The sequence below is a fragment of the Xanthobacter albus genome (genome assembly GCF_043194895.2).
GTDB lineage: Bacteria > Pseudomonadota > Alphaproteobacteria > Rhizobiales > Xanthobacteraceae > Xanthobacter.
In genome coordinates this window covers 2,761,945-2,788,442 of record NZ_CM195532.1, presented here as the reverse complement: position 1 = coordinate 2,788,442, position 26,498 = coordinate 2,761,945, and the positions used below count along the sequence as shown (strand labels likewise).

The window sequence follows — 26,498 nt, the reverse complement described above, 5'->3', positions numbered from 1 at the left end:
CCGCCCCGCGGCGCGCATGCCGAAACAAGCAGGCGGGTTCACGAACAGCAGGCCGACCAGCATGGATCTTGCTCTCATCGCTCTCTCCGCGCGGCCGCTGGCCGCCAGCGCCGCGCGCGCCGGCTTCGCGGCCCTGGCGCTTGACCTGTTCGCCGATCTCGACACCTGCGCCCATGCGGCGCGCTGCGTGCGCGTGCACAAGCGCAACGGCTACGCCTTCGACGGCGACGACCTGATCCAGGCGCTCGGCAGCCTCTCTCCCGCCGGCCTGCCCGTGGTGCTGGGCGGCGGGCTGGAGGACGATCCGGACCTCATGGCCCGCATCGCCGCCCGCAATCCCATCCTCGGCAACTCGCCCGAGATCGTAAGGGTGCTGAAGGACCCACTCGCTTTGGCCGGCCTGTGCGGCCATCTCAGCGTGCCGTTTCCGGAAGTCACCGCCGAGGCGCCCACCCAGGACACCTTCGGCGGCGCGCCGGTGATCGAGAAGAAGATCGGCGGCGCCGGCGGCGGGCATATCCGCCGGCGGGCGGCCGGTGATCTCTCCGCGCCCCGGCACGGCTACTACCTCCAGCGCGAGGTGAAGGGCGAGCCCTATTCCCTCCTGCTGCTCGCGAACGGACGCAAGGCCGTGGTGGTCGGTGCCTCCCGCCAGTGGCGCGACAATGATGCCGAGCATCCCTTCCGCTATGGCGGCGTGGTCGGCCCCGTCGCCCTGCCCGCAGCGCATGCCGAGGCGATGCGCGAGGGCGCGGTGCGCATCGCGCTCGCGTGCGGGCTGGTGGGCCTCGTCTCCATGGATTTCGTGGTCAGCGAGGACGGCTGGTTCCTGGTGGAGGTGAACCCGCGCCTGGGGGCCACGCTCGATATCTTCGACGTGGACCCGCTGCCGCCGCTGCTCGGCCTCCATCTCGCGGCCTGCGGCGGCCGGGTGCCTGAAGGCCTGCCGACGCCTTCCGAGATCCATGCCGCGCGCGTGGTCTATGCGGAGAGCGATCTTCTGGTGCCCGCCTGCACCCTGCCCGACCACATCGCCGATCGTCCGGCCGCCGGCGCCGCCATCCCCAAGGGGGCTCCGGTGTGCACCGTGCGCACCAGCGGTCCCACGATCGAGGCCGCGCTGGCGCGGCTCGATACCCTCACCGCGGAGCTGCGCGGTGAGCTGGGCTTCGCGCCCGTTGCGGAGCCGGCGGCCTGAGCCCCTCCGCACCGATGCACGCGCGCGTCGCCTCCTGCTTCCTGTCCGCATGCCGGGCGGAGCTTCAGGCCCTGAAGCCCGGCAACGTGCATGTGTTCGCCGCCGGACACGGCATGGAGACGCGCCACTTCGAGCAGGCCGCGGAAGCGGCGGCGAAGGTCATCGCCGCGCCCGGCCTCAGTGTCGGCACCCGCATCCTGGCGGCCGTGGAAGCATCCCTGGCGGTGGCCGGCTGCAACACCAACCTCGGCATCATCCTCCTCTCCGCTCCGCTCGTGGCCGCCGCGCTCACGCCCACACCGGGAAACCTGCGACGACGCCTCGCGGCGGTGCTCGACGGCCTCACAGTGGAGGATGCGGATGCAGCTTTCCGCGCCATAGCCGCCGCCAATCCCGGCGGGCTCGGCACCGACGCCGCGGCGGACGTGCGCGCGCCCGCCAGCATGGACCTGCGCGCCGCCATGGCGCTCGCGGCCGGGCGAGACCGTATCGCCCGGCAATATGCGGGCGGTTTTGCCGACGTGTTCGGCATCGGCGTGCCGGCCCTGGAGGCAGACCCCTGCGCGCCGCGCGGCGTGGAGCATGCCTATCTTGCCCTGCTGAGCGCCTTCCCCGACAGCCATATCGCCCGGAAGTTCGGAAACGCGGCGGCCGAAAGCGTGCAGGCAGAGGCGGAGGAGGTGCGCCAGGCGCTTGCCGCCACGGCGGCAGCGGATGACGACGCGGCCCGCCACGCCCTCCTCATGCGCTTCGATGCAAGCCTGAAGGCGCGGGGCCTCAACCCCGGCACCACCGCCGACCTGACGGTGGCGAGCATCCTTGCCGCCTTGCTGGATGCAGGCTGACACCAAAGGCCTGTGAGCGCTTCTCGCGAGCCCCTGGTCAAGCACGCGGCGGGTGAGCGAGACCCGCTCGGCGCCGATCAAGGACCGGGCGGTGGCAGGCGTCACCCGGCGCGGCGATCACTCGATGGGAAAATCGAAATAGGTCTCGGGGAAGGGTTCGTCCGCCAGGGTGAAATGCCACCACTCCTGCTCGAAGGGACGGAACGCGTGCGCGCCCATGAGGGTGGCCAGCAGGCGCCGGTTCTCCCTCTGCGCCACGCTCACCGCATCCGATCCAGGCCAGGAGAGGGTGCTGAAGAGATCGAAAGGCGTGCCCATGTCCAGCTCGGCGCCGGTCGAGCGGTCAACCAGCGTCAGGTCCAGCGTGGAGCCGCGCGAATGGCCGGACCGTTCGGCGATGTAGCCCAGGGCGAAGAGCTGGCCCTTGTCGAGATCGGGATAATACGTGACCTTGGTGCGGGTGTCCGAAAGGTCCGCCGCCCAGCGGGCGAAATGGGCCACGGCGCGGGCGGGGCGGTAGCAGTCGAACAGCTTCAGGGCGAGCCCCCGCGCCTGCGCATCGCGCGCGACGCCGGCCAGCGCCTCCGCCGCGGGACGCGTCAGCAGGCATCGCGCCGCGCCGTAGCCATCCACCGGAGTGCCGACGAAATTGTGCGCGCCGGCATAGCGCACGTCGAGCACGACCTCGGGCACCAGATCCGTCACATCGACGAACAGCTCCGGCCGTTCGGCGCGGGCATCGGGAAACGGCCCGAGCCCGGCGAGGCCGAGCACAAGGGCGGCGGGCTTGGCGAAGGTATTCATGAGGCGGCGCATCGGCTCTCCGAGGAGGCCCCAATCTAGCGCATTCTGGCGCTAAGGCGATCCCGCGCACGCGGCGCGGGATCGAAGGCATCCTCTCCCTTCCGCCAGAAGGGCGGAGGGGCCGCCGGCCTCAGGAGAAGAAGCTGGTGATGGTCTGCCAGATGCTTTTGTGCGGTGCGGCGGTGATCTCGGCCGCCGCCGGCTTGGCATCCGGGCTGGCCACTTCCGGCCCCGAGAGCGACTTCTCGACCGCCGCCGGCGTGATGACGGCGGAGAAGGCCGTGATCTTGGTGAGGGTGACGGGACCGGCCATGCCGTCCGCGTCGAGGCCGTTCTTCTCCTGGAAGGCCTTCAGCGCCTTCTCGGTGGCCGCTCCGAACACGCCGTCGGCGGTAAGGCCCAAAGCGCCCTGGAGCTTCTTCACCGCCTCGCCGCGGCTGCCCACCGCGAGCAGGATCAGCTCCGGCAGGTCCAGCGCCAGGAAGGTGTCGGGGCCGGCCACGCCGTCCACCGCAAGGCCATGGGCCTTCTGGTACGCCTTCAGCGCCTCCTCCGTCGCGGAGCCGAACTGGCCGTCCGCGGGCACGCCCAGCTTCGCCTGCAAGATCTTCACCGGCTCGCCGGCCAATCCACGCTTCAGCAACGCCATGGTCCCACTCCCTGCGAGATTGACGCCCGAAGTCCCGGCGCCAACGGTACCGTTACTAAATTCTATAACATTTTACCATGGGAACCAAATACCCGGGCGCCCAAAAGAAAAATGCCGGGCCCAGTGATGGACCCGGCAAGTATCGCCGCAGAGCGGCGAACCTTCCAGAGGGGAACAGCTGAAGCATCGATCACGATGCGATCAGCGCATGTGCACACTGCACGCCTCTTAGGCAGAAAGCAACGAGAAATGACCGCATATCAGGCATGCACAATGCGCTTAGCTTTTCGGTCCAGCCCTGCGGAAAACGTCATCCAACCGATAAACTTCAGTAGTTCCAACGCTGTGCCTTGGAGATCAGAAAATCGCGAAACACCTGGATGCGCGCCACCGAACGCATCTCCTGCGCATAGGTGAAATAGGCTTCCAGCTTGGGTGTCTCGCGATCCGTGAAGATCTGCACCAGGGAATTCGCGTCGTCGGTGAGGTAATCCGGCAGCGTGCCGATGCCGACCCCACGCTCCACCGCGCGCTTCAGCCCGAGCACGCTGTTCACCTCGAAGGCAGGGATGCGCGGCACGGTGCCGTCGCGCCCGGCGTGCTCGAGCCAGTTCAGGCCCTGGAAATAGGAGGGAATCGGCCCGCCCAGCAGCAGGATGCGGTGCTTGTCGAGCTCATCGAGCGTGCGCGGCTGGCCGTGGCGCTTCAGGTAGTCCACCGAGGCGTAGGCGTGGAAATGCACAGTGAACAGCTTACGCTGCACGAGGTCCGGCTGCACCGGCTGGCGCATGCGGATGGCCACGTCCGCCTCGCGCATGGCAAGGTCCAGCTCCTCGTCGGTGAGGATGAGCTGGATGCGGATGTCGGGGAACAGCTCCACGAACTCGCCCACCCGCGCCGTCAGCCAATGGGTGCCAAGGCCCACAGTGGTGGTGACGCGCAACTCGCCGTTGGGCTTCTCGCGGCTGTCGGAAAGCTGCGCCCGCGCTGATTCCAGCTTCAGGAACACCTCGTGGGCGGTGCGATAGAGCAGCTCGCCCTGCTCGGTGAGGATGAGCCCGCGCGCATGGCGGTGGAACAGGGGCACCTTCAGCTCCGCCTCCAGCGCCGACACCTGCCGGCTGACCGCCGATTGCGACAGCCCCAGCGTCTCACCCGCATGGGTGAAGGAACCCGCTTCGGCGGCGACGTGGAAGACCTTCAGCTTGTCCCAGTCCATGGGGGCCCCGGAGGTGTGGCATCCGGCGGATGCGGGATGCTCTCGTTTTGGATTGGTCGGGAACGCGGAAAAGGGCGCCGCCCGGCGGCGCCCGGGCCGCCCTATTCGGCGGCCTCGGCCACCGCCGCCGCGAGGAAGCGCTCCGCCTCCAGCGCCGCCATGCAGCCGCGCCCGGCGGCGGTGACCGCCTGGCGGAAGATATCGTCCGCGACATCGCCCGCCGCGAACACACCCGGCACCGAGGTGGCGGTGGAATCCGGCGCGGTCCACACATAGCCGGACGGCTTGAGCCGGAGCTGGTCCTTCACGAGGTCCGTCGCCGGGGCGTGGCCGATGGCGACGAACAGGCCGTCCGCCGCGAGCTGCCGGGAGGCGCCGGTGCGCGTGTCCTTGAGCAGCACGCCGGTGACGTGGGGGGGCTCGTCAGCGCCCTGCACCTCGGCCACCTCGGCGTTCCAGATCACCTCCACCTTGGGATTGGCGAACAGGCGGTCCTGAAGGATGCGCTCGGCGCGGAAGCCATCGCGCCGGTGCACCACGGTAACCTTGGCGGCGAAATTGGTGAGGAACAGCGCCTCTTCCACCGCCGTGTTGCCGCCGCCCACCACCACCACGTTCTTGCCGCGGTAGAAGAAGCCGTCGCAGGTGGCGCACGCGGAAACGCCGAAGCCGCGGTAGGCGCCCTCCGAATCCAGCCCCAGCCAGCGCGCCTGCGCGCCGGTGGCCAGGATCACCACGTCGGCGGTGTAATTCACCCCCGATTCCGTGACCAGCCGGAACGGCCGCTGGGAAAGGTCGAGGCTCGCCACATGATCGGCGACGAGGGTGGTGCCCACATGCTCGGCCTGGGCGCGCATCTGCTCCATCAGCCAGGGGCCCTGGATGGGCTCGGCGAAGCCGGGGTAGTTCTCCACATCGGTGGTGATGGTGAGCTGGCCGCCGGGCTGGATGCCCTCGAACAGCACCGGCTTGAGCATGGCGCGCGCCGCATAGATGGCGGCGGTGAAGCCCGCCGGCCCGGAGCCGATGATCACGACCTTGGTATGCTGCACGCTCATAATGTCCTCGAAAGGCTCTGCCCTTGCGGGCGAGGTTGCTGCGCGCGCCGCCGGCGCACGAACCGCCGCCATGCCGGCGCGCAGCGTAAGCTATGCGCAAATGTAGGGGCTCCACCGCATTGCCACAAGGCGTCGCCGCGGTGCCGAAGCTCACCTTTCATGACCATTGTGCACGGGGGATTGGACGAAAGATTATTTCGTTGCGTTGCCGCAATCGCGCACTAAGGTGCCGGAGCGCCGAACATGGGCGCCCTGCCCACCGGGAGTCCGCTTTGACCGTTCGCCTCGATGCTGTCGACTGGAAGATCCTCGACGAGCTTCAACGCGACGGGCGCATGACGAACGTGGAGCTCTCCCGCCGGGTCGGCATCTCCGCCCCGCCCTGCCTGCGCCGCGTGCGCGCGCTGGAGGATGACGGCATCATCCAGGGCTATCGCGCGCTCCTGGACGAGAAGCGACTGGGCTATGATCTCATGGCCTTCGCCATGGTGCACCTCATCAGCCAGGCGGAAGTCGATCTCGCCGCCTTCCAGGACCGCATCGACCAATGGCCGCTGGTGCGCACCGCCTGGATGCTCTCCGGCGACGTGGACTTCATGATGCTGTGCGTGGCGCCGGACCTGCGCACCTTCCAGAACTTCGTGCTGGAGATCACGGCCACGCCCAACGTGCGCAACGTGAAGACCGCGCTCACCCTGAAGCAGGTGAAGAACGCCCCCGCCGTGCCGCTGGAAGGCGATCCCCCGCGCCCGTGACCTCCTCCCCCTGCGCTCAGCGGATGCCGGCGCGCAGGAAGGCCTGAATGAACTGCCTCTGGAAGATGAGGAACGCCACCAGCAGCGGCGCCACCACCGTGAGCGTCGCCGCGCTGATGATGGAGATGTTGACCCCGCTTTCCGGCGCGCCGAACAGCGACAGGCCCACCGTGAGCGGCCGCGTGCCGGGCGAGTTGGTGACGATCATGGGCCACAGGAAGTTGTTCCAGTGGGTGGCGACGGACACCAGCGCGTAGGCGAGATAGACCGGCCGCGTCACCGGCACATAGACCCGCCACAGCACGCCGAGCCAGGAACAGCCCTCCACCCGCGCCGCCTCTTCCAGCTCCACCGGCACCGACTTGAACGCCTGCCGCAGCAGGAAGATGCCGAAGGCGCTGGCGATGTAGGGCAGCCCCATGCCGGCGATGGTGTCGAGCAGAGCGAGGCGCGAGACCATGGCGTAGTTCTCGACGATCAGCACCTCGGGCAGGATGAAGAGCTGGAGCAGCACCAGCACGAACAACACCTCGCGCCCGGGAAAACGGAAGCGCGCGAAGGCGAACCCCGCCAGGGTGCACAGCACGAGCTGCCCCGCCAGCGTGAAGCTCACCAGCATCAGCGTGTTGAGCATATATGTGGGCCACGGCGCCGCGGCCCACGCGGCCTCGTAGTTCTCGAGCGTGAAGGGCGCTGCGAGCGAGAAATCGAGCGCCTGGCCCTGCATGCGCAGCGAGGCCCAGGCCGCGAACAGCAGCGGCGCGATCCACACCAGCGCGAGCAGCCACGCGCCCGCGGCATCCAGCGCCACGCTCCAGCGGATCGGACGGACGGCGAGCGAGGGTGTCATCGGTAGTGGATCCGCTTGTCGAAGACGGCGAACTGGAGGACCGCCACCGTGCCCAGGACCAGCAGCAGCAGCACGGTCATGGCGGCGGCGTGGGGCCGGTCGAAATAGGAGAAGGCCATCTCCCACACCCAGTAGAGCGCGAGCTTGGTGGCGTTGTTCGGCCCGCCCTTGGTGAGGATGAAAAGCTGGTCGATCAGCTTCACCGAATTGATGAGCGCGTTGATGAAGACGAAGGCGGTGGTGGGCATCAGCAGCGGCAGCAGCACCCGCCGCAGGTAGGTGAGGCGCCCCGCCCCCTCCACCAGGGCCGCCTCGCGCAGGTCGGGCGGGATGGTCTGGAGGGCGGCGAGATAGAAGATCATGAAGAAGCCCGCCTCCTTCCACACCGTCACGGCCATGACCGCCCACAGGGCCGTCTGCGGCTGGCCGAGCCAGTTCACCGGCGGCAGGCCGAAGAGGCCGGTGAAGCTGTCGATGACCCCGAGGCCCGGCGTGTAGAAGAACAGCCACAGGTTCGCCGCCGCCACCATGGGCAGCACCGTGGGGGTGAAATAAGCGCTGCGCACGAAGCCCCGCAGCGGAATGCGCGCATCCGCCCACAGCGCCATCAGCAGCGCGAGGGCGATGGAGACGGGGATCGTCACCGCCGCATAGACGAGATTGTTGCCGATCACCTGCCAGAAGACGGGGTCGGCGACGAGGTCGCGATAATTCTCAAGGCCGTTGAACACCGCAGGCCGGCGCGCCGTCCCGCGCGAGAAGAGGCTGCCCCACGCTGTGGCGCCGGCGGGCAGGAAGGCGAACAGCGTGAGCAGGACCAGCGCCGGGCTCAGCAGCATCCAGCCATAGAGGGCGTGGAGGCGGCGCTGGCGCTGGGCGATCGGATCGAGGGCGCGGGCTTCGGGCATGGCGGGTTCCGGCGGTCTCGGCGCGGCGGGGAGGACGGGCTCTGCGACCCGCCCTCCCCGCGTCTGATGCAGTTGCTCAGCGCTGGAAGGGCTTGAGCAGCTGGTTGGCGGTGGCCTGCGCCTCCTTCAGGGCGTCGGCCGGGGTCTTGGTGCCGGTGAGCGCGGCCTGGATGGCGTTGTTCAGCGACTCGCGCACGCGGGCGGTGTCCCAGGTGGAGAATTCGGCGATGGCGACCTTGAGCTGGTCGCGGGCGACGAGGGCCTGGGGGAACTCCTTGCCGTAGGCCTTGAGGGCCTCGGTCTCATAGGCGGCCGGGCTCACGCCCACGTAGCCGGTGGCGATGGACCACTCGGCGGCGCGCTCGGGCGCGGTCATGTAGCGGATGAGCTTCAGGCCTGCCTTGCGCTCCGCCTCGGAGGCGCTCTTGAACAGGTAGAAGTTGCCGCCGCCGGTGGGCGAGCCGGGGCGCTTGTGGGCCGGCAGCTCGGCCACGCCGAAGTCGAACTTGGCTTCCTTCCGCACGGCGGTGAGGTTGCCGGTGGTGTGCCACATCATGGCCGTCTGGCCCTGCACGAACGCCTGGCGCAGGGTGCCCCACTCCACGAGGCCGGCGGGCGAGATCTTCTGCTCGGTGGAGAGAGACTTCCAGAAGTCGAGCGCCTCGATGACGGCGGGATCATCGAAATAGACCTTGGCGCCGTCCTTGCTCATCAGCTCCTTGCCATTCTGGATGGCGAAGCACTGGAACATCCAATAGGGATAGCCGGTGGACGGCACCATGAGGCCGTAGCGGCCCTCCTTGGTCAGCTTCTTGCCGGCGGCCACCATCTCGTCCCAGGTCTTGGGCGGGGAATTGGGGTCGAGCCCGGCCTCCTTGAACATGTCCTTGTTGTAGTACATGACGATGGTGGAGCGCTGGAACGGTACGCCCCAGGTCTTGCCCTCGATGCGGCCGTTGGCCATCAGCGCGGGATAGAAGCTGTCGAGCCACGCCTTTTCATCGTCGCTCTTCGCCACGTCGTCGAAGGGGACGATGAGGTCCTGCTCGATCAGATCGTAGGCATCGATGGAGAACAGCACCGAGAGCTGCGCCGGCTGGCCGCTCTTGAGGGCCGAAAGCACCCGCACGCGGGTGTCGTCGTAATTGCCGGCGTAGACGGCCTTCACGTCGACGTCGGGGTTCTCCTTTTCGAACCCCTCGATCATGCCGTCGATGACCTTCGTCAGCGGGCCGCCGACGGAGATCGGGTAATACATGGTCAGCTCGGTCTTCGCGAAGGCCGAGGCGGCCGAGGCCGCGAGCAGGCCCGCCGCCAGGGCGGTGGCGGTGAAAAAGCGTCTCATGGTCGTGTCCTTCCAGCCTTGAGGCAACGCTTGCGGGGTAAAGGGAGACGATCAGCCCGCCGCGCGGGCCGGCGGGTCCACCGGACGGCGAAGCGGAATGCGGCGGCCGCTCTCGCGATCGAACCAATGGGTGGCTTCGGGCGCCCAGCTCAGCGACACGGCCGAGCCCGGCTGAGGCTCCGCGCGGCCGGGGATGCGGGCGGTGAGCGCCTCGCCGCCGGAAAGGCGCAGGTAGACGAAGGTTTCCGCGCCCAGAAACTCGCTCGCCACCACGCTGGCCGCGAGCGGGCCGGTGCCGGGCGGCAGCATCCGAACCGCCTCGCTGCGCACGCCCGCCATCAGGCGCTCCTCCACGTAGCCGGCCGGCGCCAGGAACGACACCGCCGCCGCCGGCACCAGCGTCATCGGCGGGGTGCCGATGAAGCCGGCGGCGAAGGCGCTCGCCGGAGCTTCGTAAAGCGCGGAGGGCGCGCCCTGCTGCTCGATCCGCCCCTCGCGCATGAGAATGACCTCGTCGGCCATGCCCATGGCCTCGGTCTGGTCGTGGGTGACGTAGATCACCGTCATGCCCAGCCGGCGCTGCAGGGCGCGGATCTCCTGCCGCACTCCGTGGCGCAGCTTCGCGTCGAGGTTGGAGAGCGGCTCGTCCATCAGGCACAGGGGATGGTCGGCGACGATGGCACGGGCGAGGGCCACGCGCTGGCGCTGGCCGCCGGAAAGCTCCGCCGGCTTGCGGCCATCGAGCCCCTCGAGCCCCGTCACCGCCAGCGCCTCACGCAGCCTGCGCGCCCGCTCGGCCTTCGGCACGCGCCGCACCTTGAGGCCGAACATGATGTTCTCCGCCACCGAGAGGTGGGGAAACAGAGCATAAGACTGGAACACCACGGACAGCCCGCGCCCCGAGGGCGCCACCGCCGTGACATCGCGTCCGCCGATCTCCACCCGCCCGCGATCGGGCGTCTCCAGCCCGGCGATGAGCCGCAGCGTGGTGGACTTGCCGCATCCGGAGGGGCCCAGCAGCACCGTGAAGCTGCCGCGCGGAATGGCGATGGAGAGATCCTCGACCCCTCCGCCGCCGGGAAAGACGCGGCTGACGCAATCGAGGCGGACGAAGGGCTCGGCTGTCGCGGCCATGCTCATGCTCCCGTGCCGGAGGCGACGCGCAGGCGCGCGCCCATGCCGTCCTGTTCGAACAGGGCGTCGAACGGCAGCGGCGGGGCCACGTCGAGCACCACCATGTCCACATCGCTCAGATGCCCGCCCCGCGCGGGGGCCGGACGGCCGAACTTGCTCACGTCCGCCACCAGGATGGACCGCCGGCAGCTCTCGCGCATGGCGGCGCGGGCGAGCACCTCGGCCCGGTCGAAATCCACGAAGGTGCCGTCCGCCTCGATGCCACCGACGCCGAAGATGCCGAAATCCACCCGGTAGTTGCGGTACATCTCCTCCACGTGCGGCCCGAGCACGTCGCGGTCCGGCAGCCGCACCGTGCCGCCCGGCAGGATGATGCGATTGGAGGGCGTGACGCTGAGCGCCATGGCCACGTTCAGGTTGTTGGTGATGACGGTGAGGTCCTCGTGCCTCTGCAGGGCGAGGGCGACGAACTCCGGCGTGGTGCCGATGCCGAAGGAAACCGAGGCGCCGCTGGGAACGAGGCTCGCCACCAGCGCGCCGATGGCCTGCTTGGCCAGGGGATGGATGATGCGACGAGAATCGTAGGGCAGGTTGAGGCGCGGCGCTTCCACATATTCGGCACCGCCCCGGCGCCGGCGCAGCAGGTTGGCGTCACACAGCGTGTTGATGTCCCGCCGGATGGTCTGCGGGGTCACGCAGAAATGCTCCGCGAGCGTCTCCACGCTCAGGAAGCCGCCCTGCCGGGCGAGATCGACGATATCCTGCTGCCGCGATGTGATGTTCATTCGGTCCGTCATCATGTTCATTCGAACACGCGCGGACCCTATCGAGGCTCATTGAAGGTGCTGCGTCAGTTCCATGACGTTCGAATGAACACGCATCGCGCGCACGAACACCCACGCCGGCACGGTGCCGCCGCGCGGATCGTCGCTGCGATATGGGATGGCCCGAGGGCCGTGCCCTATTTTTCCCCCCGCTCGGCGCGCAGGCGGGCCCAGTAGTCCATGCGCTTGCGGATCTCGCGCTCGAAGCCCCGCTCCACCGGGTGGTAGAAGCTCTGCCGGCCGAGCGCCTCGGGGAAGTAGTTCTGACCGGAAAAAGCATCCGGCTCGTCGTGATCGTAGCGATAGCCGAGGCCGTAGCCCTCGCGCTTCATGAGCTTGGTGGGCGCGTTCAGGATGTGCTTGGGCGGCGTCAGCGAGCCCGCGTCCTTGGCGAGGCGCGTCGCCGCCTTGAAGGCGCTGTAGACCGCATTGGATTTCGGCGCCGTGGCCACGTAGACGACCGCCTGGGCAAGCGCCAGCTCGCCCTCTGGCGAGCCGAGAAAATCGAAGGCGTCCTTCGCCGCGCTCGCCACCACCAGGGCCTGCGGGTCGGCGTTGCCCACGTCCTCGATGGCCATGCGCACGATGCGCCGCGCCAGGAACAGCGGGCTCTCGCCCGCATCCAGCATGCGCGCGAGATAATAGAGCGCCGCGTCGGGGTCCGATCCACGCACCGACTTGTGCAGGGCGGAGATGAGATTGTAGTGCCCGTCCTCGCTCTTGTCGTAGATGGGCGCCCGGCGCTGCACCACTTCGGCAAGGCCCGCCACGTCGAACACCTCGCCGGGCCGCGCCGCGCGCCACACCTCCTCCGCCAGGGTGAGCGAGGCGCGCCCGTCGCCATCCGCCATGTTCACCAGGGCGAGCCGCGCCTCTTCCGTCAGCGGCAGCGGCTTGTGCTCGATCTCCTCCGCGCGGGCGAGCAGGCGGCCGATGGCCTCCGCCTCGAGCGCGCGAAACACCAGCACCCGCGCGCGGGAGAGCAAGGCGGCGTTCAGCTCGAAGGAGGGGTTCTCCGTGGTGGCGCCCACCAGGGTGACGGTGCCATCCTCCATCACCGGCAGGAAGCCGTCCTGCTGGGCCCGGTTGAAACGGTGGATCTCATCCACGAACAGCAGCGTCGACTGGCCCAGCCGCCGCCGCGCGCGGGCCTGCTCGAACACCTTCTTCAGGTCGGCGACGCCGGAGAAGATGGCGGAGATCTGCTCGAAGTGAAGATCGGTGGCCGAGGCCAGCAGCCGCGCCACGGTGGTCTTGCCCGTGCCCGGCGGCCCCCAGAGAATGAGCGAGCCGAGGGAGCGGCCCTCCAGCATGCGGGTGAGCACGCCATCCGGCCCCACCAGATGGTCCTGCCCCACCACCTCCGAGAGGCGCGTGGGGCGAAGCCGGTCCGCCAGGGGGCGCGCCGCGCCCTCCCCCGCGCCGCCGGCCACGCCGGCCGCCTCGAACAGATCGCCCATGGCGCCGCCCCGCCCTCAGCCCGGCAGCAGCGCAGAAATGGCGCGCCCGCCGCGAATGACCAGGATGCGCCAGGCCCGCATGGGTGTCTGGGTCAGCGTGTCGAGGTCGCCGGTGCGGCCGATCTTCTCGCCGTTCACCTCGACGATCACATCACCCGGCTTGAAGCCCGCCGCCGCGGCCGGCGTGCCCTCGGCGATGTCCGAGATGACGACGCCGCTCGCAGCTCCGTCCACCCGCATCTCCTCCGCCACGGCCGGCGAGAGATTCACGATGGTGGCGCCGCCAAAGGGCGAGCGCGAGCGCAGAGCGATTTCCTCGCGCGGCGGCGTTTCCGGCGCGCTTTCCAGCACCACGACGGTACTCTCGCTGCGCCCGCCCCGGTTGAAGCCGAGCGCGGCCTTGCCGCCGATAGGGCGGGTCGCGAGCCGGTAGTTGAGCGACTCGGGATCCTCGATCCCCTGCCCTTCCACGGCCACGACGAGGTCGCCCACCTTCAGGCCGGCCTTCTCCGCCGGGCTGCCCGGCGCCACCTCGCGCACCAGCGCGCCGGCGGGACGTGCAAGGCCCAGGCCCTCCGCGATCTCCGGCGTGACGCGCTGCAGCTTTGCGCCGAGCCAGGGCCGCCGCACCGCCTTGCCGCCGGATTTCGCCTGCTCCAGCACCACCCGCACCATGTTCACCGGAATGGCGAAGCCGATGCCGATGGAGCCGCCCGAGCGCGAATAGATCGCCGTGTTGATGCCCGCCAGCCGGCCGGCCATGTCCACCAGCGCGCCGCCGGAATTGCCGGGATTGATGGCCGCATCGGTCTGGATGAAGAACTGGTAGTCGGAGACGCCCACCTGCGTGCGCGCCACGGCGGAGACGATGCCCTGCGTCACCGTCTGGCCCACGCCGAAGGGATCGCCGATGGCGAGCACGAGATCGCCGACCGCGAGCTCATCGGAATTGCCCAGTTCCAGCGAGGCGAAGGTCTCCTTCCCCTCCGGCTTGATGCGCAGGATGGCGAGATCGGTCCGCTGGTCGCGCAGCAGCACCTGCGCCTCATACTCGCGCTTGTCGTTGAGCGCGACGCGGATCTCGTCCGCGCCCTCGATCACATGGTAGTTCGTGACGATGAGGCCCGAGGGATCGACGATGACGCCCGATCCGAGCGAGCGTTGCATCCGCTCCGGAGCCCCAAGCCCCGGCGCCCCGCCCGGACTTCCGAAAAAGCGGCGGAAGAAGGGGTCCTCGAAGAACGGGTTCATGCGCTGCTGCGCGGTCTTCAGCGCATAGACGTTCACGACGGCCGGCGCCGTGCGCGCCACCACCGGTGCGAACGAGAGCTTCACCTCGCCTTCTGATGCCGGAACCCGCGCCGACGGCGCCTGGGCCGCGGCCGATCCCCCTCCGACAGCCGCAGCGACCATAAGGCCCACGGCCAGGGCAAGAGGCGAAAAACGTTTCAGCATCCGGGCACCCTCACGCTCAACCACCAGCACGCTGCTGCGCTGCCCCGCGGACCTCTCGCAGATTCGCAGCCGACCGACAGCTCTGAACGCAAAAAAGGGCGGCCCAAGGACCGCCCTCCTTCAATTCGTCTCGCGCGAGAAGGCTCACGCCGCCTCGGCTTCCCCGGCGGCCGCCTCGGCACGGGCGCGATCGGCAGCGCCCTTGGCGCTCTCGTCGCGGTCCACGAACTCGATCACCGCCACGGCCGTATTGTCGCCGTAGCGGAAGCCGGCCTTGATGATGCGGGTGTAGCCGCCCGGACGCGCCGCATAGCGCGGGGCGAGCACGTCGAAGAGCTTCTTGACGACCGACTGGTCGCGCAGCTCGGCGATGGCCTGACGACGCGCGTGCAGGTCGCCGCGACGGGCGAGCGTCACCAGCTTCTCGACCACGGGACGCAGGTCCTTGGCCTTCGGCAGGGTGGTGACGATCTGCTCATGGGTGATGAGCGCGCCCGCGAGATTGGAGAACATCGCCTTGCGATGCTCCGCCGTGCGGTTGAATTTGCGATGTACCTTGCCGTGACGCATGACGGCGAACTCCTGAAAGATGACGGCGGCGAGCCGAAAGGTTGCGCGGCTCGAGCCGCTTATGGGTTCAGTAGTGTTCCTCGAAGCGCTTGGCCAGCTCTTCGATGTTCTCGGGCGGCCAGCCGGGCACTTCCATGCCCAGGTGCAGGCCGAGGGAGGCGAGCACTTCCTTGATCTCGTTGAGCGACTTCCGGCCGAAATTCGGCGTGCGGAGCATCTCCGTCTCGCTCTTCTGGATCAGGTCGCCGATATAGACGATGTTGTCGTTCTTCAGGCAGTTCGCCGAACGGACGGAGAGCTCGAGCTCGTCCACCTTCTTCAGCAGGGCCGGAGAGAACGGCAGCGTCTGAATCGCGGTCGCCTCGCTCTCGCGCTTGGGCTCCTCGAAGTTGACGAAGATCTCCAGCTGGTCCTGCAGGATGCGGGCCGAATAGGCGAGCGCATCCTCGGGAGAGATCGAGCCATTGGTCTCGATCTGCATGGTCAGCTTGTCATAGTCGAGAATCTGGCCCTCGCGGGTGTTCTCGACCTTGTAGGAGACCTTGCGCACCGGGGAGTAGAGGCTGTCGATCGGGATGAGGCCGATCGGGGCATCTTCCGGGCGGTTGCGATCCGCCGCGACATAGCCCTTGCCCGTGTCCACCGTGAACTCGACCCGCAGCTCCGCGCCCTCGTCGAGGGTGCAGATCGCGAGGTTCGGGTTCAGCACCTGCACGTCGCCAACCGTCTGGATGTCACCGGCATAGAGCACGCCGGGACCGGTCTTCTTCGCCACCATGCGCTTCGGGCCATCGCCCTGCATCTTGATAGCGACATCCTTCACATTGAGGATGATGTCCGTCACGTCCTCGCGCACGCCGGGGATGGACGAGAACTCGTGCAGCACCCCGTCGATGTGGATGGACGTCACCGCCGCGCCCTGAAGGGACGACAGCAGGATGCGGCGCAGCGCATTGCCCAGCGTCATGCCGAAGCCGCGCTCCAGCGGCTCCGCCACCACGGTCGCGAAACGCTTGGGATCGCTGCCGTTGTTCACCTGCAGCTTTTCGGGCTTGATCAGCTCTTGCCAGTTCTTCTGAATCACTTGCATCACCATGCTTTCTCGCCGGGCTGACACGGCTGCCGGGGCTTTGAAGACCTCATCCGGAGGTGCAGACCCGTCCCGATCGGGGAGGAGAAACCGGGCAAACAACCCGCAGGCCGAAACCCACGGGACCAAGAGCGGATCAGACGCGGCGGCGCTTGCGCGGACGGCAGCCGTTATGCGGAATGGGGGTCACGTCGCGAATGGAGGTGACGAGGAAGCCCGCCGCCTGCAGCGCGCGCAGCGCCGATTCACGTCCCGAACCGGGGCCGGAGACTTCCACCTCAAGCGTGCGCATGCCGTGCTCGGACGCCTTGCGGGCGGCGTCTTCGGCCGCGATCTGCGCCGCGTAGGGCGTGGACTTGCGCGAACCCTTGAAGCCCATGGCGCCAGCGGACGACCACGAGATCGTGTTGCCCTGCGCGTCGGTGATGGTGATCATCGTGTTGTTGAACGACGCGTTCACATGGGCGACGCCCGACGCGATGTTCTTGCGCTCGCGGCGGCGAACGCGGGTAGCTTCCTTGGCCATACTCTTCTTGATCCTTCAAACGCGCCCGTAGCACCAGGCGCTCGGGATGACCCCCTTCGGGGCCAGGACAATGCCGAAAGGCCGGCTCAGCCGGCCTCTCTTCATCCAGCCTTGCGGCCGATCACTTCTTCTTGCCGGCGATGGGCTTGGCCGGCCCCTTACGGGTGCGGGCATTGGTGTGCGTGCGCTGCCCGCGCACCGGCAGGCCGCGACGATGACGCAGGCCGCGGTAGCAACCGAGGTCCATCAGCCGCTTGATGTTCATCGCGACTTCGCGGCGCAGATCGCCTTCCACGATGTAGTCGCGGTCGATGGTCTCGCGGATCTGCAGCACTTCCTGGTCGGTAAGCTGGTTCACGCGGCGCTCGGCCGGGATGCCGACCTTCTCCACGATCTCCTCGGCCTTCCTGGGGCCGATGCCGTGGATATACTGGAGCGCGATCACAACGCGCTTGTTGGTCGGGATATTGACGCCTGCAATACGAGCCACTGCTCTCTCCATGTACCGCCAGCCATTGCCGCGCCGGCGGAGTGAAAAACTCCGCGTCCGGTGGAGGCCGGCCCGTGCGGAGACGAATACGCTGCGAATGCGACAAAGGCGCCACGCCGCCCAACCCTTCCGGGCCGAGCGAATGGCACCAACTTCCGAAGCGAGAAAGAGCCCATACCGGGGATTAACGAAAGAGTCAATTCGTCATCGACGAAAGTCTCGCATCACCGGACGCGCACCAGCTCCCCGGAGATTCCGCATCGCTGCCTCCAGCCGCGATGCCAACGCCCTCTAACGAAAACACCCCCGCACAGCGGGGGTGTTGCGACACGTTCATGTGTGCGATCGCCAAGGTCTCACGCCACTTGGTGCAGCACACCATGGATGGCATCAGTAACCGAATCGATCGGCATCATGCCGTCGATCTGCTTGAGCTGGCTGCGCGTCTTGTAATAGGGCGCCACCACGGCCGTGTCCCGGTTGTAGGCTTCGAGGCGGCTCTTGAAGACCTCCGGGTCATCGTCCTTGCGCACCGGCTCGCCCTTGGCCTTCGCCTCGGCCGCCCGGTTCACGATGCGATCCACCAGCTTCTCCTGGTCGACCACCAGCTCGATCACCGCATCGAGCTTGATGCCCTTTTCCGCCAGCATCTCATCGAGCGCCTCGGCCTGAGCCACGGTGCGCGGGAAACCGTCCAGAATGAAGCCATTCTTCGCGTCCGGCAGCGATAGGCGGTCGGCGATGATGCCGATGACGATCTCATCGGACACGAGGCCACCGGCCTCCATCACTTCCTTCGCCTTCAAGCCGATCGGCGTAGCGGCGGCTACAGCCGCGCGCAGCATGTCGCCGGTCGAGAGCTGAACGATCCCATGCCGCTCCACCAGTCGTTGAGCCTGGGTCCCCTTTCCCGCGCCGGGCGGGCCGAGCAGAACGAGCCTCATCACTTCCTCCTCCCCCCACGCAGCTTCGCCTTCTTGACCAGTCCTTCGTACTGATGGGCGAGCAGGTGGCCTTGAATCTGAGACACAGTGTCCATCGTCACGCTGACCACGATCAAGAGCGACGTTCCGCCGAAATAGAACGGAACGGCTGCGTAGGAAATCAGCAGTTCGGGGAAGAGACAAACGGCGGCGATGTAGCCGGCGCCGACGACGGTGATGCGCGTCAGCACATAATCGATGTACTCGGCGGTGCGCTCACCCGGACGGATGCCCGGAATGAAGCCACCATGCTTCTTCAGGTTATCCGCCGTCTCCACCGGATTGAACACGATCGCGGTGTAGAAGAAGCAGAAGAACACGATCAGCGCCACATACAGCGCCATGTAGAGCGGGCGCCCATGGCCGAGGAAGGTGGTGATGGTCTGCAGCCACTCCGGCCCCTGGCCCTGGGTGAAGCTCGCGATCGTGGTCGGGATCAGCAGCAGCGACGAAGCAAAGATCGGCGGGATGACGCCAGACGTATTCAGCTTCAGCGGCAGGTGAGACGACTGCCCTTCATAGATGCGGTTGCCCACCTGGCGCTTGGGATACTGGATCAGCAGCCGGCGCTGCGCCCGCTCCATGAAGACGATGAAGGCGATGACGACCACGGCCATGACCAGCACGCCGAGAATCGCGACAGTGGAGATCGCCCCTTCGCGGCCAAGCTCCAGCGTGCGGACGAACGCGCCCGGCAGCTCCGCGACGATGCCGCCGAAAATGATGAGTGAGGTGCCATTGCCGATGCCGCGCGAGGTGATCTGCTCACCCAGCCACATCAGGAACATGGTGCCGCCGGTAAGGGTGATGACCGTCGAGATGCGGAAGAACCAGCCGGGATCCGCGACCACGGTGCCCGATCCTTCGAGACCGACAGCGATGCCGTAAGCCTGGAACAGCGCGAGCACGACGGTGAGATAGCGCGTGTACTGGTTGAGCTGCTTGCGGCCCGCCTCACCTTCCTTCTTCAGCGTCTCAAGCGTGGGGGACACGCTGGTGAGAAGCTGGATGATGATGGAGGCCGAGATGTACGGCATGATGTTCAGGGCGAAGATGGCCATGCGCTCCACGGCGCCGCCCGAGAACATATTGAAAAGACCGATGATCCCCTGATTCGCGGTCTTGAAAACGTCCGCCAGCGCATCGGGATTGATTCCCGGCATCGGGATATAGGTGCCGAGCCGGTACACGATAAGCGCGCCGAGGGTGAACCAAATGCGCTTCTTCAGTTCCTCGGCCTTGCCGAGAGCACCGAAATTGAGGTTCGCCGCGAGTTGTTCCGCCGCCGAGACCATGCCTTGCTCCGCTGGACGCCGCCCTTGAAGGGGCAGCCCTGATATATGGGCGGGATTTGCGGTGCCAAGGCGGCGCCGGCGCAACGCCCTAAAAAGCACATACCCGGCGCGGGGCCGGGCTGCCAAGGACGAAAGGCTGCACGAGATGCCGCGCCGCGCACCAAAACGGCCGGGCTATGCGCCCGGCCGTGTTTTTTTCAGACCGCTTCGGCGGCCACGGTCGGCGGAGCAAGGACAATCACCTTGCCGCCCGCCGCCTCGACGGCCGCAACCACGGAAGCCGTGGCATAGGCCACTTCCAGCGTCACCGCCGACTTCAGCTCGCCGCCACCCAGCACGCGAACGCCGTCCTTCGGACGACGCAGCACGCCGGCAGCCACCAGCACCGAAACGGTGATCGGCTCCGCCGCGTTGATCTTGCCGGCGTCGATCTCAACCTGAATGCGGCCAATGGCCACTTCGTTGTAGTCGCGACGGAAGATGTTATGGAAGCCACGCTTCGGCAGACGCCGATGCAACGGCATCTGACCGCCTTCAAACCCCTTCACGGCAACGCCGGTACGGGACTTCTGGCCCTTCACGCCGCGACCACCGGTCTTGCCCTTGCCGGAGCCGATGCCGCGACCGACGCGGATGCGGCTCTTCCGGGCGCCCGGGTTGTCCCGGATCTCATCGAGCTTCATGGTTCAGCTCCTCACTCCCCCTCGACCACACGGACGAGGTGGGCGACCTTCGCGATCATGCCGCGAACGGCCGGCGTATCCTGGAGAGTGGAGCGACGGTGCAGCTTGTTCAGACCGAGACCCTTGAGGGTCGCTTCCTGGCTGAACGGGCGGCGGATCGGCGAACCGACCTGCTCCACGGTGATGGTTTTCTCGCTCATAGTGGCGCGCTCCTAGTCTTGGGTTCGCGCCGCTCAGTCGGTCGCTTCCGCGTCTTCGACGCGGCGGCGGGACTGAAGCTGCGACACCTTGAGACCGCGCCGGGCAGCGACCGAGCGCGGGCTGTCCTGGCTCCTAAGCGCGTCGAACGTGGCGCGGACCATGTTGTACGGATTGGAAGACCCGAAGGACTTCGCCACCACGTCATGCATGCCCAGCGTCTCGAACACCGCGCGCATCGGACCGCCGGCGATGATGCCGGTACCGGCGGGAGCGGCGCGAAGCACCACCTTGCCGGCGCCGTGATGTCCGGCGACGTCATGGTGCAGCGTACGGCCTTCCCGCAGCGGCACGCGAATGAGAGCCCGCTTGGCGCTTTCGGTCGCCTTGCGGATCGCCTCCGGCACCTCGCGGGCCTTGCCGTGGCCAAAGCCCACGCGGCCCTTCTGGTCACCCACCACAACAAGGGCGGCAAAGCCGAAACGACGGCCGCCCTTCACCACCTTGGCGACACGATTGATGTGGACGAGCTTGTCCACGAACGTATTGTCGCGATCCTCGCGCTCGTGGCGCGGTTCCCGTTCACGGGCCATATCAACGTCCTCGCGTCAGAACTGAAGGCCGCCTTCGCGGGCGCCCTCAGCGAGCGCCTTGACGCGCCCGTGAAAGATGTAAGCGCCGCGATCGAACACGACCGTGGTCACGCCCTTCGCCAGCGCACGCTCCGCCACCAGCTTGCCGATGGTCTTCGCGGCGTCGGTGTCCGCGCCAGTCTTGAGAGAGGAGCGCAGCTCCTTCTCCAGGCTCGACGCGGCGGCGAGGGTCTCACCCTTCGCATCGTCGATGATCTGCGCGTAGATGTGCTGCGAGGTGCGGTGCACCGACAGGCGCGGACGCCCGTTGGAAGCCACGCGAATGGCGCGGCGCACCTTGGCCTTGCGGCGCGCCAGCGCCTCCAAATCCTTAGCCATGGTTCGCCTCCGTCACTTCTTCTTGCCTTCCTTGCGGAAGATAAACTCGCCTGCGTACTTGACGCCCTTGCCCTTGTAGGGCTCGGGGCCACGGAACTCGCGGATCTCGGCCGCCACCTGGCCAACCTGCTGGCGGTTGATGCCGGTGATCACCACTTCCGTGGGCTTAGGCGTGACGATCTGGATCCCTTCCGGGATCGCGAAGATCACGTCGTGCGAATAGCCGAGCGACAGGTTGAGGGCCTTGCCCTGCACCGCAGCCTTGTAGCCAACGCCCGTGATCTCAAGCTTCTTCTCGAAGCCTTTGGTCACGCCTTCCACGAGATTCGCCACCAGGGTGCGGGACATGCCCCACATGGCCTTGTGGCGGTTGCTCTCGCCGTTCATCGCAAGCTTGATCTCGGAACCCTCGATCTTGGCCGCGATTTCATCCACCAGGATCACCTCGAGGGCGCCCTTGGGGCCTTTCACCTTCACCGTCTGGCCGTCCAGCGTGGCGGTCACGCCGGCCGGAATGGCGACGGGAAGCTTGCCGATCTTCGACATTCTATCCTCCTTCGCCTTAGAAGACGGTGCAGAGCACTTCGCCGCCGACGTTCTTGTCGCGGGCTTCGTGGTCGGCCATCACGCCCTGGGGCGTGGAGACGACAGCGATGCCGAGACCGTTGGCGACGCGGGGCAGGTTCTTCACCGACGCATACACGCGACGGCCCGGCTTCGACACACGAGCGATCTCGCGGATCACCGGGGCGCCGTCGAAATACTTGAGCTCGATCTCGAACTCGCTACGGCCGTTGCCCTGGTCCGTGGCGGTATAGCCACGGATGTAGCCCTCGTCGCGCAGCACGTCGAGCACGGACGCCCGCAGGCGCGAGCCAGGGGTGGAGGTCTTCTCCTTCCGGCGCATCTGCGCGTTGCGGATACGGGTGATGAGATCGCCGATCGGATCATTCACAGACATGCGATCCTCCTCACCAGCTCGACTTCACGAGACCGGGGATCATGCCCTGGTTGCCAAGCTCGCGCAGCGACACGCGGCTCATCTTGAGCTTGCGGTAGAACGCACGCGGGCGGCCCGTCACCTCGCACCGGTTACGGATGCGGATCTTGGCGCCGTTACGCGGCATCTCAGCCAGCTTCAAGGTCGCCTGGAAGCGCTCCTCGATGGGCAGGGTCTTGTCATTCACGATCGCCTTCAGACGCGCGCGCTTCGCCGCCTGGCCTGCTGCCAGCTTGCGACGGCGCTCGTTCGTCTCGATCGCGCTCTTCTTCGCCATCTTTTGCTCCTGTTCTCCGCGTCTGAGGGCGCGTCGTCGCCCCCTCACGGCCGGAAAAGCATTCGAAACAGTCACTTACTCGCCATCGCCCGAAGGAGATGACGGAGGCGCACCGAATCGAAGCGCCCCTTCTAATCGATCACTGGCGGAAGGGGAAGTTAAAGGCCTTGAGCAGAGCCCGGGCCTCTTCATCCGTCTTCGCGCTGGTGCACACGATGATGTCCATGCCCCAGATCTGCTCGACGCGGTCGTAGTTGATCTCGGGGAACACGATGTGCTCCTTGATGCCCATGGCATAGTTGCCACGGCCATCGAAGCTCTTCGGGTTGAGGCCCCGGAAATCTCGCACGCGCGGCAGCGCCATGGTCACGAGACGATCCAGGAACTCATACATGCGCACCTTGCGAAGGGTGACCTTCGCGCCGACAGGCTGGTTCTCGCGCAGCTTGAAGTTCGAGATCGCCTTGCGGGCCCGCGTCAGCACCGGCTTCTGGCCGGCGATGAGCGAAAGATCCGCGGCGGCGGTCGTCGCCTTCTTGGTATCGGCGGTGGCTTCACCCACGCCCATGTTGATGACGATCTTCTCGATCGTCGGAACTTCCATGGGATTCTTGTAGCTGAACTGCTCGATCAGCTTCGGGCGCACCACGGTTTCATAGTGGGCGCGCAGCCGCGGAGTGTACGCCTCAGCCATCGATCTTCTCCCCGGAGCGCTTGGCCACGCGGACCTTGCTCCCGTCTTCCAGCACCTGGAAACCGACGCGGGTCGGCTTGCCGTCCTTGGGATCGGCGATGGCGACGTTGGACAGGTGGATCGGCCCCTCCTTGGAGATGATGCCGCCTTCCTGGTTCGCCGTCTGGCGCTGGTGACGCTTGACGATGTTGATGCCACGGACGAGCGCGCGCTCCTCCTTCGGCATCACCTGAATGACCTCGCCGGTGCGGCCCTTGTCGCGGCCAGCGAGGACGACGACCTTGTCGCCCTTCTTGATCTTCGCGGCCATCACAGCACCTCCGGCGCCAGCGAGATGATCTTCATGTGGTTCTTGGAGCGGAGCTCACGCGGAACCGGGCCGAAGATACGAGTGCCCACCGGCTCCTTGTTGTTGTTGATCAGCACGGCCGCGTTGCGGTCGAAACGGATCACGGAGCCGTCGACGCGACGAATGTCCTTGGCGGTACGCACCACCACGGCCTTCATCACGTCGCCCTTCTTCACGCGGCCGCGGGGAATCGCCTCCTTGACCGACACCACGATGATGTCGCCCACATGGGCATACTTCCGCTTCGAGCCGCCAAGCACCTTGATGCACATGACGCGACGCGCGCCGGAATTGTCCGCCACGTCGAGATTGGTCTGCATCTGGATCATGACGCACCTGTTCTCGTCATCCGGCGCCACCGGTTACCCGGCTTTGCCTAACCCTTGTTCTCCGTGCCCGCTCATCGAAACACGGGTTGCCGCAATGCGGTCTCCTCTCGCGCCTCCCGAAGGCAACGCGACGGACCCAGCATCGGGGCTCTTCGCTCACCCGGGCGAATCACCCGGGTGAGAAAGTTCTCAGTATCAGACTTCCGCCCGCTTCTCACCCTGGATCACGATCCAGTTCTTGAGCTTGGACAGCGGACGGTGCTCCTCGATCCACACCGTATCACCCACCTTCCAGGCGTTGGCCTCGTCGTGGGCGTGGTACTTCTTGGACCGGCGAACGGTCTTCTTCAGCAGCGGGTGGGTGAAGCGACGCTCCACCCGGACCACCACGGTCTTGTCGGTCTTGTCGCTCACCACGACGCCCTGGAGCACGCGCTTCGGCATCGCTTCCTCACTCCGCCTTCTGCGCCGCGCCGGCGCTCTTCTGACTCTGCACGGTCTTGATCCGCGCGATATCGCGGCGAACCTGCTTGGTCCGGGCAGTATTCTCCAGTTGACCTGTCGCCTTCTGGAAGCGCAGGTTGAACTGTTCCTTCTTCAGCTTCAGCAGCTCATCCGCGAGCTGATCGGGGCTGAGGGCCCGAACGTCCTCGGCTTTCATGAGCCTCTCCTCACTCGGCGATGCGCTGGATGAAGCGCGTCTTGATGGGCAGCTTGGCCGCCGCGAGGGTCAACGCCTCGCGCGCGAGCTCGACGCTCACCCCGTCGATCTCGAACATGATACGGCCAGGCTTGATCTTGGCCGCCCAATACTCCGGGGCGCCCTTGCCCTTACCCATACGAACTTCGGTGGGCTTGGCGGACACGGGCACATCGGGGAATACGCGGATCCACACCCGACCCGCACGCTTCATGTGGCGGGTGAGGGCACGGCGGGCCGCCTCGATCTGGCGGGCGGTGACACGCTCCGGCTCCATGGCCTTGAGGCCGAATTCGCCGAAGTTCAGTTCCGTGCCGCCCTTGGCGACGCCGTGGATGCGTCCCTTGAACTGCTTGCGGAACTTGGTGCGCTTGGGTTGCAGCATGGCTTAAACGCCTTCCTTCTCGCAGCCGTCAGGCGCGATCGCCGCGATCACCGCGGTCGCGATCGCCACGCTCACGGTCGCCGCGCTCACGCCGCGGGGGACGCGAGGAGGGACCGGCTTCCTGCTCGGCCTGGCGCTTGTCCTGCGCCATGGGATCGTGCTCGAGGATCTCGCCCTTGAAGATCCACACCTTGACACCGCAGGTGCCGTAGGTGGTGAACGCAGTGGCGGTGCCGTAGTCCACGTCCGCACGCAGGGTATGCAGCGGAACGCGGCCTTCCCGGTACCACTCAAGGCGCGCGATCTCCGCGCCGCCCAGGCGACCCGAGCAGTTGATACGGATGCCCTCGGCGCCAAGACGCATCGCCGACTGCACGGCGCGCTTCATGGCGCGGCGGAACGCCACGCGACGCTCCAGCTGCTGGGCGATGGACTCGGCAACGAGCCGCGCGTCGGTCTCCGGCTTGCGGATCTCGACGATGTTGATGAAGACCTCCGAGTTGGTCATCTCGGCGACCTTCTTGCGCAGCTTGTCGATGTCCGCGCCCTTCTTGCCGATGACCACGCCCGGACGCGCCGAGTAGATGGTCACGCGGCACTTCTTGTGCGGACGCTCGATCACCACGCGGGACACCGCCGCCTGCTTGAGCTGCTTGAGCAGCATCTCGCGGATCTTGATGTCCTCGTGCAGGAGCTTGCCGTACTCGCCCTTGCTGGCGAACCAGCGGGAGTCCCACGTGCGGTTGATGCCGAGCCGGAGCCCGACCGGATTGACCTTCTGACCCATCAGGCCCGCTCCTCGACTTCCCGCACCACGATGGTGATGTGGGAGAAGGGCTTCTCGATGCGCGAGGCGCGACCGCGCGCCCGCGGCGAGAACCGCTTCATCACCAGTCCCTTGCCCACGTGCGCCTCGGCGACGATCAGATCGTCGACATCGAGCTCGTGGTTGTTCTCGGCATTGGCGATCGCGCTCTCGAGGCACTTCTTCACGTCGCGGGCGATCCGCTTGTGGGAGAACTCGAGATCGGCGAGCGCCGTCGCCACTTTCTTGCCGCGGATCAGGCCCGCGACCAGGTTCAGCTTCTGCGGCGAGACGCGCAGGTTGCGCGCCACAGCCTTGGCTTCATTGTCCGCGAGCGCGCGGGGCTTTGCCTGCTTACTCATGACCGATCACCGCCGCTTCGACTTCTTGTCGGCCGCGTGTCCATAGTAGGTCCGCGTAGGCGCGAACTCACCGAACTTCTGACCGATCATTTCTTCGGTGACCGTCACGGGCACATGCTTGTGCCCGTTGTAGACGCCGAAGGTTAAGCCCACGAATTGGGGCAGGATAGTGGAGCGCCGGCTCCAAATCTTGATAACGTCCCTGCGACCCGAACCCTGAGCGGCTTCCGCCTTCTTGAGCAGGTAGCCGTCGACGAACGGGCCTTTCCAAACCGACCTTGTCATCT

At 67.0% G+C, this 26,498-nt stretch carries 36 protein-coding genes; 3 read left to right on the top strand and 33 right to left on the bottom strand.

The genetic code is table 11. From position 1 onward, the window contains the following. Window positions 1–61 precede the first annotated feature (61 nt). The gene (locus V5F75_RS12480) at window positions 62–1,198 is read left to right on the top strand and encodes an ATP-grasp domain-containing protein (protein ID WP_394034671.1); all 1,137 of its coding nucleotides are present in this window, start codon (window positions 62–64) and stop codon (window positions 1,196–1,198) included. Between the two features lie 14 nt (window positions 1,199–1,212). Further along, window positions 1,213–2,043, top strand: a complete 831-nt coding sequence (locus tag V5F75_RS12475; RefSeq protein WP_394034672.1) for a triphosphoribosyl-dephospho-CoA synthase — start codon at window positions 1,213–1,215, stop codon at window positions 2,041–2,043. Between the two features lie 117 nt (window positions 2,044–2,160). On the opposite strand, the gene V5F75_RS12470 is transcribed toward V5F75_RS12475, so the two are convergent. The 4 genes from V5F75_RS12470 to trxB all read right to left on the bottom strand — a co-directional run bounded on the left by V5F75_RS12470 (window position 2,161) and on the right by trxB (window position 5,773). Next, the gene (locus tag V5F75_RS12470; protein WP_394034673.1) at window positions 2,161–2,859 is read right to left on the bottom strand and encodes a M15 family metallopeptidase; all 699 of its coding nucleotides are present in this window, start codon (window positions 2,857–2,859) and stop codon (window positions 2,161–2,163) included. Between the two features lie 118 nt (window positions 2,860–2,977). Further along, window positions 2,978–3,496: a peptidoglycan-binding domain-containing protein gene (locus tag V5F75_RS12465; RefSeq protein ID WP_394034674.1), complete on the bottom strand. Its 519-nt coding sequence runs from the start codon at window positions 3,494–3,496 to the stop codon at window positions 2,978–2,980. 328 nt (window positions 3,497–3,824) lie between these two features. Then, on the bottom strand, window positions 3,825–4,715 hold the full coding sequence (locus V5F75_RS12460) for a LysR family transcriptional regulator (RefSeq protein ID WP_393988591.1): 891 nt from the start codon (window positions 4,713–4,715) through the stop codon (window positions 3,825–3,827). A 101-nt stretch (window positions 4,716–4,816) separates the two neighbouring features. Continuing rightward, window positions 4,817–5,773, bottom strand: coding sequence for a thioredoxin-disulfide reductase (gene trxB, locus V5F75_RS12455; RefSeq protein ID WP_394034675.1), 957 nt, complete (start codon window positions 5,771–5,773; stop codon window positions 4,817–4,819). Window positions 5,774–6,045: 272 nt separating this feature from the next. Here trxB and V5F75_RS12450 point away from each other — a divergent pair, with 272 nt between their 5' ends. Further along, complete coding sequence (locus tag V5F75_RS12450) at window positions 6,046–6,528, top strand: Lrp/AsnC family transcriptional regulator (protein WP_394034676.1); 483 nt, start codon at window positions 6,046–6,048, stop codon at window positions 6,526–6,528. 16 nt (window positions 6,529–6,544) lie between these two features. Here the strand turns inward: V5F75_RS12450 and V5F75_RS12445 are convergent, their stop codons facing one another. The 29 genes from V5F75_RS12445 to rpsS all read right to left on the bottom strand — a co-directional run bounded on the left by V5F75_RS12445 (window position 6,545) and on the right by rpsS (window position 26,496). Continuing rightward, window positions 6,545–7,378: a carbohydrate ABC transporter permease gene (locus V5F75_RS12445; RefSeq protein WP_394034677.1), complete on the bottom strand. Its 834-nt coding sequence runs from the start codon at window positions 7,376–7,378 to the stop codon at window positions 6,545–6,547. Beyond that, window positions 7,375–8,286, bottom strand: coding sequence for a carbohydrate ABC transporter permease (locus tag V5F75_RS12440; RefSeq protein WP_394034678.1), 912 nt, complete (start codon window positions 8,284–8,286; stop codon window positions 7,375–7,377). The genes V5F75_RS12445 and V5F75_RS12440 overlap by 4 nt, the downstream gene beginning before the upstream one ends. Before the next feature lie 76 nt (window positions 8,287–8,362). Then, window positions 8,363–9,631 (bottom strand): ABC transporter substrate-binding protein, encoded by a 1,269-nt coding sequence (locus V5F75_RS12435; RefSeq protein ID WP_394034679.1) that lies wholly within the window; start codon window positions 9,629–9,631, stop codon window positions 8,363–8,365. A gap of 51 nt (window positions 9,632–9,682) precedes the next feature. Beyond that, window positions 9,683–10,765, bottom strand: a complete 1,083-nt coding sequence (locus V5F75_RS12430; RefSeq protein ID WP_394034680.1) for an ABC transporter ATP-binding protein — start codon at window positions 10,763–10,765, stop codon at window positions 9,683–9,685. A gap of 2 nt (window positions 10,766–10,767) precedes the next feature. Beyond that, window positions 10,768–11,550 carry a DeoR/GlpR family DNA-binding transcription regulator gene (locus V5F75_RS12425; protein ID WP_394034681.1) on the bottom strand — a complete coding sequence of 261 codons (783 nt, stop codon included), beginning with the start codon at window positions 11,548–11,550 and terminating at the stop codon, window positions 10,768–10,770. Between the two features lie 176 nt (window positions 11,551–11,726). After that, the gene (locus tag V5F75_RS12420; protein WP_394034682.1) at window positions 11,727–13,049 is read right to left on the bottom strand and encodes a replication-associated recombination protein A; all 1,323 of its coding nucleotides are present in this window, start codon (window positions 13,047–13,049) and stop codon (window positions 11,727–11,729) included. A 15-nt stretch (window positions 13,050–13,064) separates the two neighbouring features. After that, window positions 13,065–14,462 carry a DegQ family serine endoprotease gene (locus tag V5F75_RS12415; protein ID WP_394034713.1) on the bottom strand — a complete coding sequence of 466 codons (1,398 nt, stop codon included), beginning with the start codon at window positions 14,460–14,462 and terminating at the stop codon, window positions 13,065–13,067. A 186-nt stretch (window positions 14,463–14,648) separates the two neighbouring features. Beyond that, a complete protein-coding gene (gene rplQ / locus V5F75_RS12410; protein ID WP_394034683.1) occupies window positions 14,649–15,074 on the bottom strand; it encodes a 50S ribosomal protein L17 in 426 nt (141 codons plus the stop codon). Between the two features lie 67 nt (window positions 15,075–15,141). Continuing rightward, entirely contained in the window at window positions 15,142–16,170 is a 1,029-nt protein-coding gene (locus tag V5F75_RS12405) for a DNA-directed RNA polymerase subunit alpha (RefSeq protein WP_394034684.1), read from the bottom strand. A 130-nt stretch (window positions 16,171–16,300) separates the two neighbouring features. Continuing rightward, the gene (gene rpsK / locus V5F75_RS12400; RefSeq protein WP_394034685.1) at window positions 16,301–16,690 is read right to left on the bottom strand and encodes a 30S ribosomal protein S11; all 390 of its coding nucleotides are present in this window, start codon (window positions 16,688–16,690) and stop codon (window positions 16,301–16,303) included. 121 nt (window positions 16,691–16,811) lie between these two features. Beyond that, complete coding sequence (gene rpsM / locus V5F75_RS12395) at window positions 16,812–17,180, bottom strand: 30S ribosomal protein S13 (protein WP_394034686.1); 369 nt, start codon at window positions 17,178–17,180, stop codon at window positions 16,812–16,814. 356 nt (window positions 17,181–17,536) lie between these two features. Continuing rightward, window positions 17,537–18,124: an adenylate kinase gene (locus V5F75_RS12390; RefSeq protein WP_394034687.1), complete on the bottom strand. Its 588-nt coding sequence runs from the start codon at window positions 18,122–18,124 to the stop codon at window positions 17,537–17,539. After that, the gene (gene secY, locus V5F75_RS12385) at window positions 18,124–19,458 is read right to left on the bottom strand and encodes a preprotein translocase subunit SecY (RefSeq protein ID WP_394034688.1); all 1,335 of its coding nucleotides are present in this window, start codon (window positions 19,456–19,458) and stop codon (window positions 18,124–18,126) included. Before secY ends, V5F75_RS12390 begins: the two co-directional genes overlap by 1 nt. Window positions 19,459–19,655: 197 nt before the next feature. Beyond that, complete coding sequence (gene rplO, locus V5F75_RS12380; protein WP_394034689.1) at window positions 19,656–20,141, bottom strand: 50S ribosomal protein L15; 486 nt, start codon at window positions 20,139–20,141, stop codon at window positions 19,656–19,658. Window positions 20,142–20,152: 11 nt separating this feature from the next. Continuing rightward, the gene (gene rpmD, locus V5F75_RS12375) at window positions 20,153–20,341 is read right to left on the bottom strand and encodes a 50S ribosomal protein L30 (RefSeq protein WP_393988608.1); all 189 of its coding nucleotides are present in this window, start codon (window positions 20,339–20,341) and stop codon (window positions 20,153–20,155) included. A 33-nt stretch (window positions 20,342–20,374) separates the two neighbouring features. Continuing rightward, window positions 20,375–20,932: a 30S ribosomal protein S5 gene (rpsE, locus tag V5F75_RS12370; RefSeq protein WP_394034690.1), complete on the bottom strand. Its 558-nt coding sequence runs from the start codon at window positions 20,930–20,932 to the stop codon at window positions 20,375–20,377. A 15-nt stretch (window positions 20,933–20,947) separates the two neighbouring features. Then, window positions 20,948–21,310: a 50S ribosomal protein L18 gene (rplR, locus tag V5F75_RS12365; protein WP_394034691.1), complete on the bottom strand. Its 363-nt coding sequence runs from the start codon at window positions 21,308–21,310 to the stop codon at window positions 20,948–20,950. Between the two features lie 12 nt (window positions 21,311–21,322). After that, window positions 21,323–21,856 carry a 50S ribosomal protein L6 gene (gene rplF / locus V5F75_RS12360; RefSeq protein WP_394034692.1) on the bottom strand — a complete coding sequence of 178 codons (534 nt, stop codon included), beginning with the start codon at window positions 21,854–21,856 and terminating at the stop codon, window positions 21,323–21,325. A gap of 16 nt (window positions 21,857–21,872) precedes the next feature. Beyond that, entirely contained in the window at window positions 21,873–22,271 is a 399-nt protein-coding gene (gene rpsH / locus V5F75_RS12355) for a 30S ribosomal protein S8 (RefSeq protein ID WP_393988611.1), read from the bottom strand. A gap of 10 nt (window positions 22,272–22,281) precedes the next feature. Then, a complete protein-coding gene (rpsN, locus tag V5F75_RS12350) occupies window positions 22,282–22,587 on the bottom strand; it encodes a 30S ribosomal protein S14 (protein WP_394034693.1) in 306 nt (101 codons plus the stop codon). Between the two features lie 139 nt (window positions 22,588–22,726). Beyond that, window positions 22,727–23,281 carry a 50S ribosomal protein L5 gene (gene rplE / locus V5F75_RS12345; protein ID WP_394034694.1) on the bottom strand — a complete coding sequence of 185 codons (555 nt, stop codon included), beginning with the start codon at window positions 23,279–23,281 and terminating at the stop codon, window positions 22,727–22,729. Beyond that, complete coding sequence (gene rplX, locus V5F75_RS12340; RefSeq protein WP_393988614.1) at window positions 23,274–23,591, bottom strand: 50S ribosomal protein L24; 318 nt, start codon at window positions 23,589–23,591, stop codon at window positions 23,274–23,276. The genes rplE and rplX overlap by 8 nt, the downstream gene beginning before the upstream one ends. Continuing rightward, window positions 23,591–23,959 (bottom strand): 50S ribosomal protein L14, encoded by a 369-nt coding sequence (gene rplN, locus V5F75_RS12335; RefSeq protein ID WP_138398138.1) that lies wholly within the window; start codon window positions 23,957–23,959, stop codon window positions 23,591–23,593. Before rplN ends, rplX begins: the two co-directional genes overlap by 1 nt. 195 nt (window positions 23,960–24,154) lie before the next feature. Then, window positions 24,155–24,403: a 30S ribosomal protein S17 gene (gene rpsQ, locus V5F75_RS12330; RefSeq protein ID WP_234050018.1), complete on the bottom strand. Its 249-nt coding sequence runs from the start codon at window positions 24,401–24,403 to the stop codon at window positions 24,155–24,157. Between the two features lie 7 nt (window positions 24,404–24,410). Beyond that, window positions 24,411–24,620 carry a 50S ribosomal protein L29 gene (rpmC, locus tag V5F75_RS12325; RefSeq protein ID WP_394034695.1) on the bottom strand — a complete coding sequence of 70 codons (210 nt, stop codon included), beginning with the start codon at window positions 24,618–24,620 and terminating at the stop codon, window positions 24,411–24,413. 10 nt (window positions 24,621–24,630) lie between these two features. After that, window positions 24,631–25,044 (bottom strand): 50S ribosomal protein L16, encoded by a 414-nt coding sequence (rplP, locus tag V5F75_RS12320; protein ID WP_393988616.1) that lies wholly within the window; start codon window positions 25,042–25,044, stop codon window positions 24,631–24,633. 28 nt (window positions 25,045–25,072) lie between these two features. Continuing rightward, window positions 25,073–25,831 carry a 30S ribosomal protein S3 gene (rpsC, locus tag V5F75_RS12315; protein ID WP_394034696.1) on the bottom strand — a complete coding sequence of 253 codons (759 nt, stop codon included), beginning with the start codon at window positions 25,829–25,831 and terminating at the stop codon, window positions 25,073–25,075. After that, window positions 25,831–26,211: a 50S ribosomal protein L22 gene (gene rplV, locus V5F75_RS12310; RefSeq protein ID WP_234050014.1), complete on the bottom strand. Its 381-nt coding sequence runs from the start codon at window positions 26,209–26,211 to the stop codon at window positions 25,831–25,833. Before rplV ends, rpsC begins: the two co-directional genes overlap by 1 nt. 6 nt (window positions 26,212–26,217) lie before the next feature. Beyond that, window positions 26,218–26,496: a 30S ribosomal protein S19 gene (gene rpsS, locus V5F75_RS12305; protein ID WP_393988618.1), complete on the bottom strand. Its 279-nt coding sequence runs from the start codon at window positions 26,494–26,496 to the stop codon at window positions 26,218–26,220. Between the last annotated feature and the right edge of the window lie 2 nt (window positions 26,497–26,498).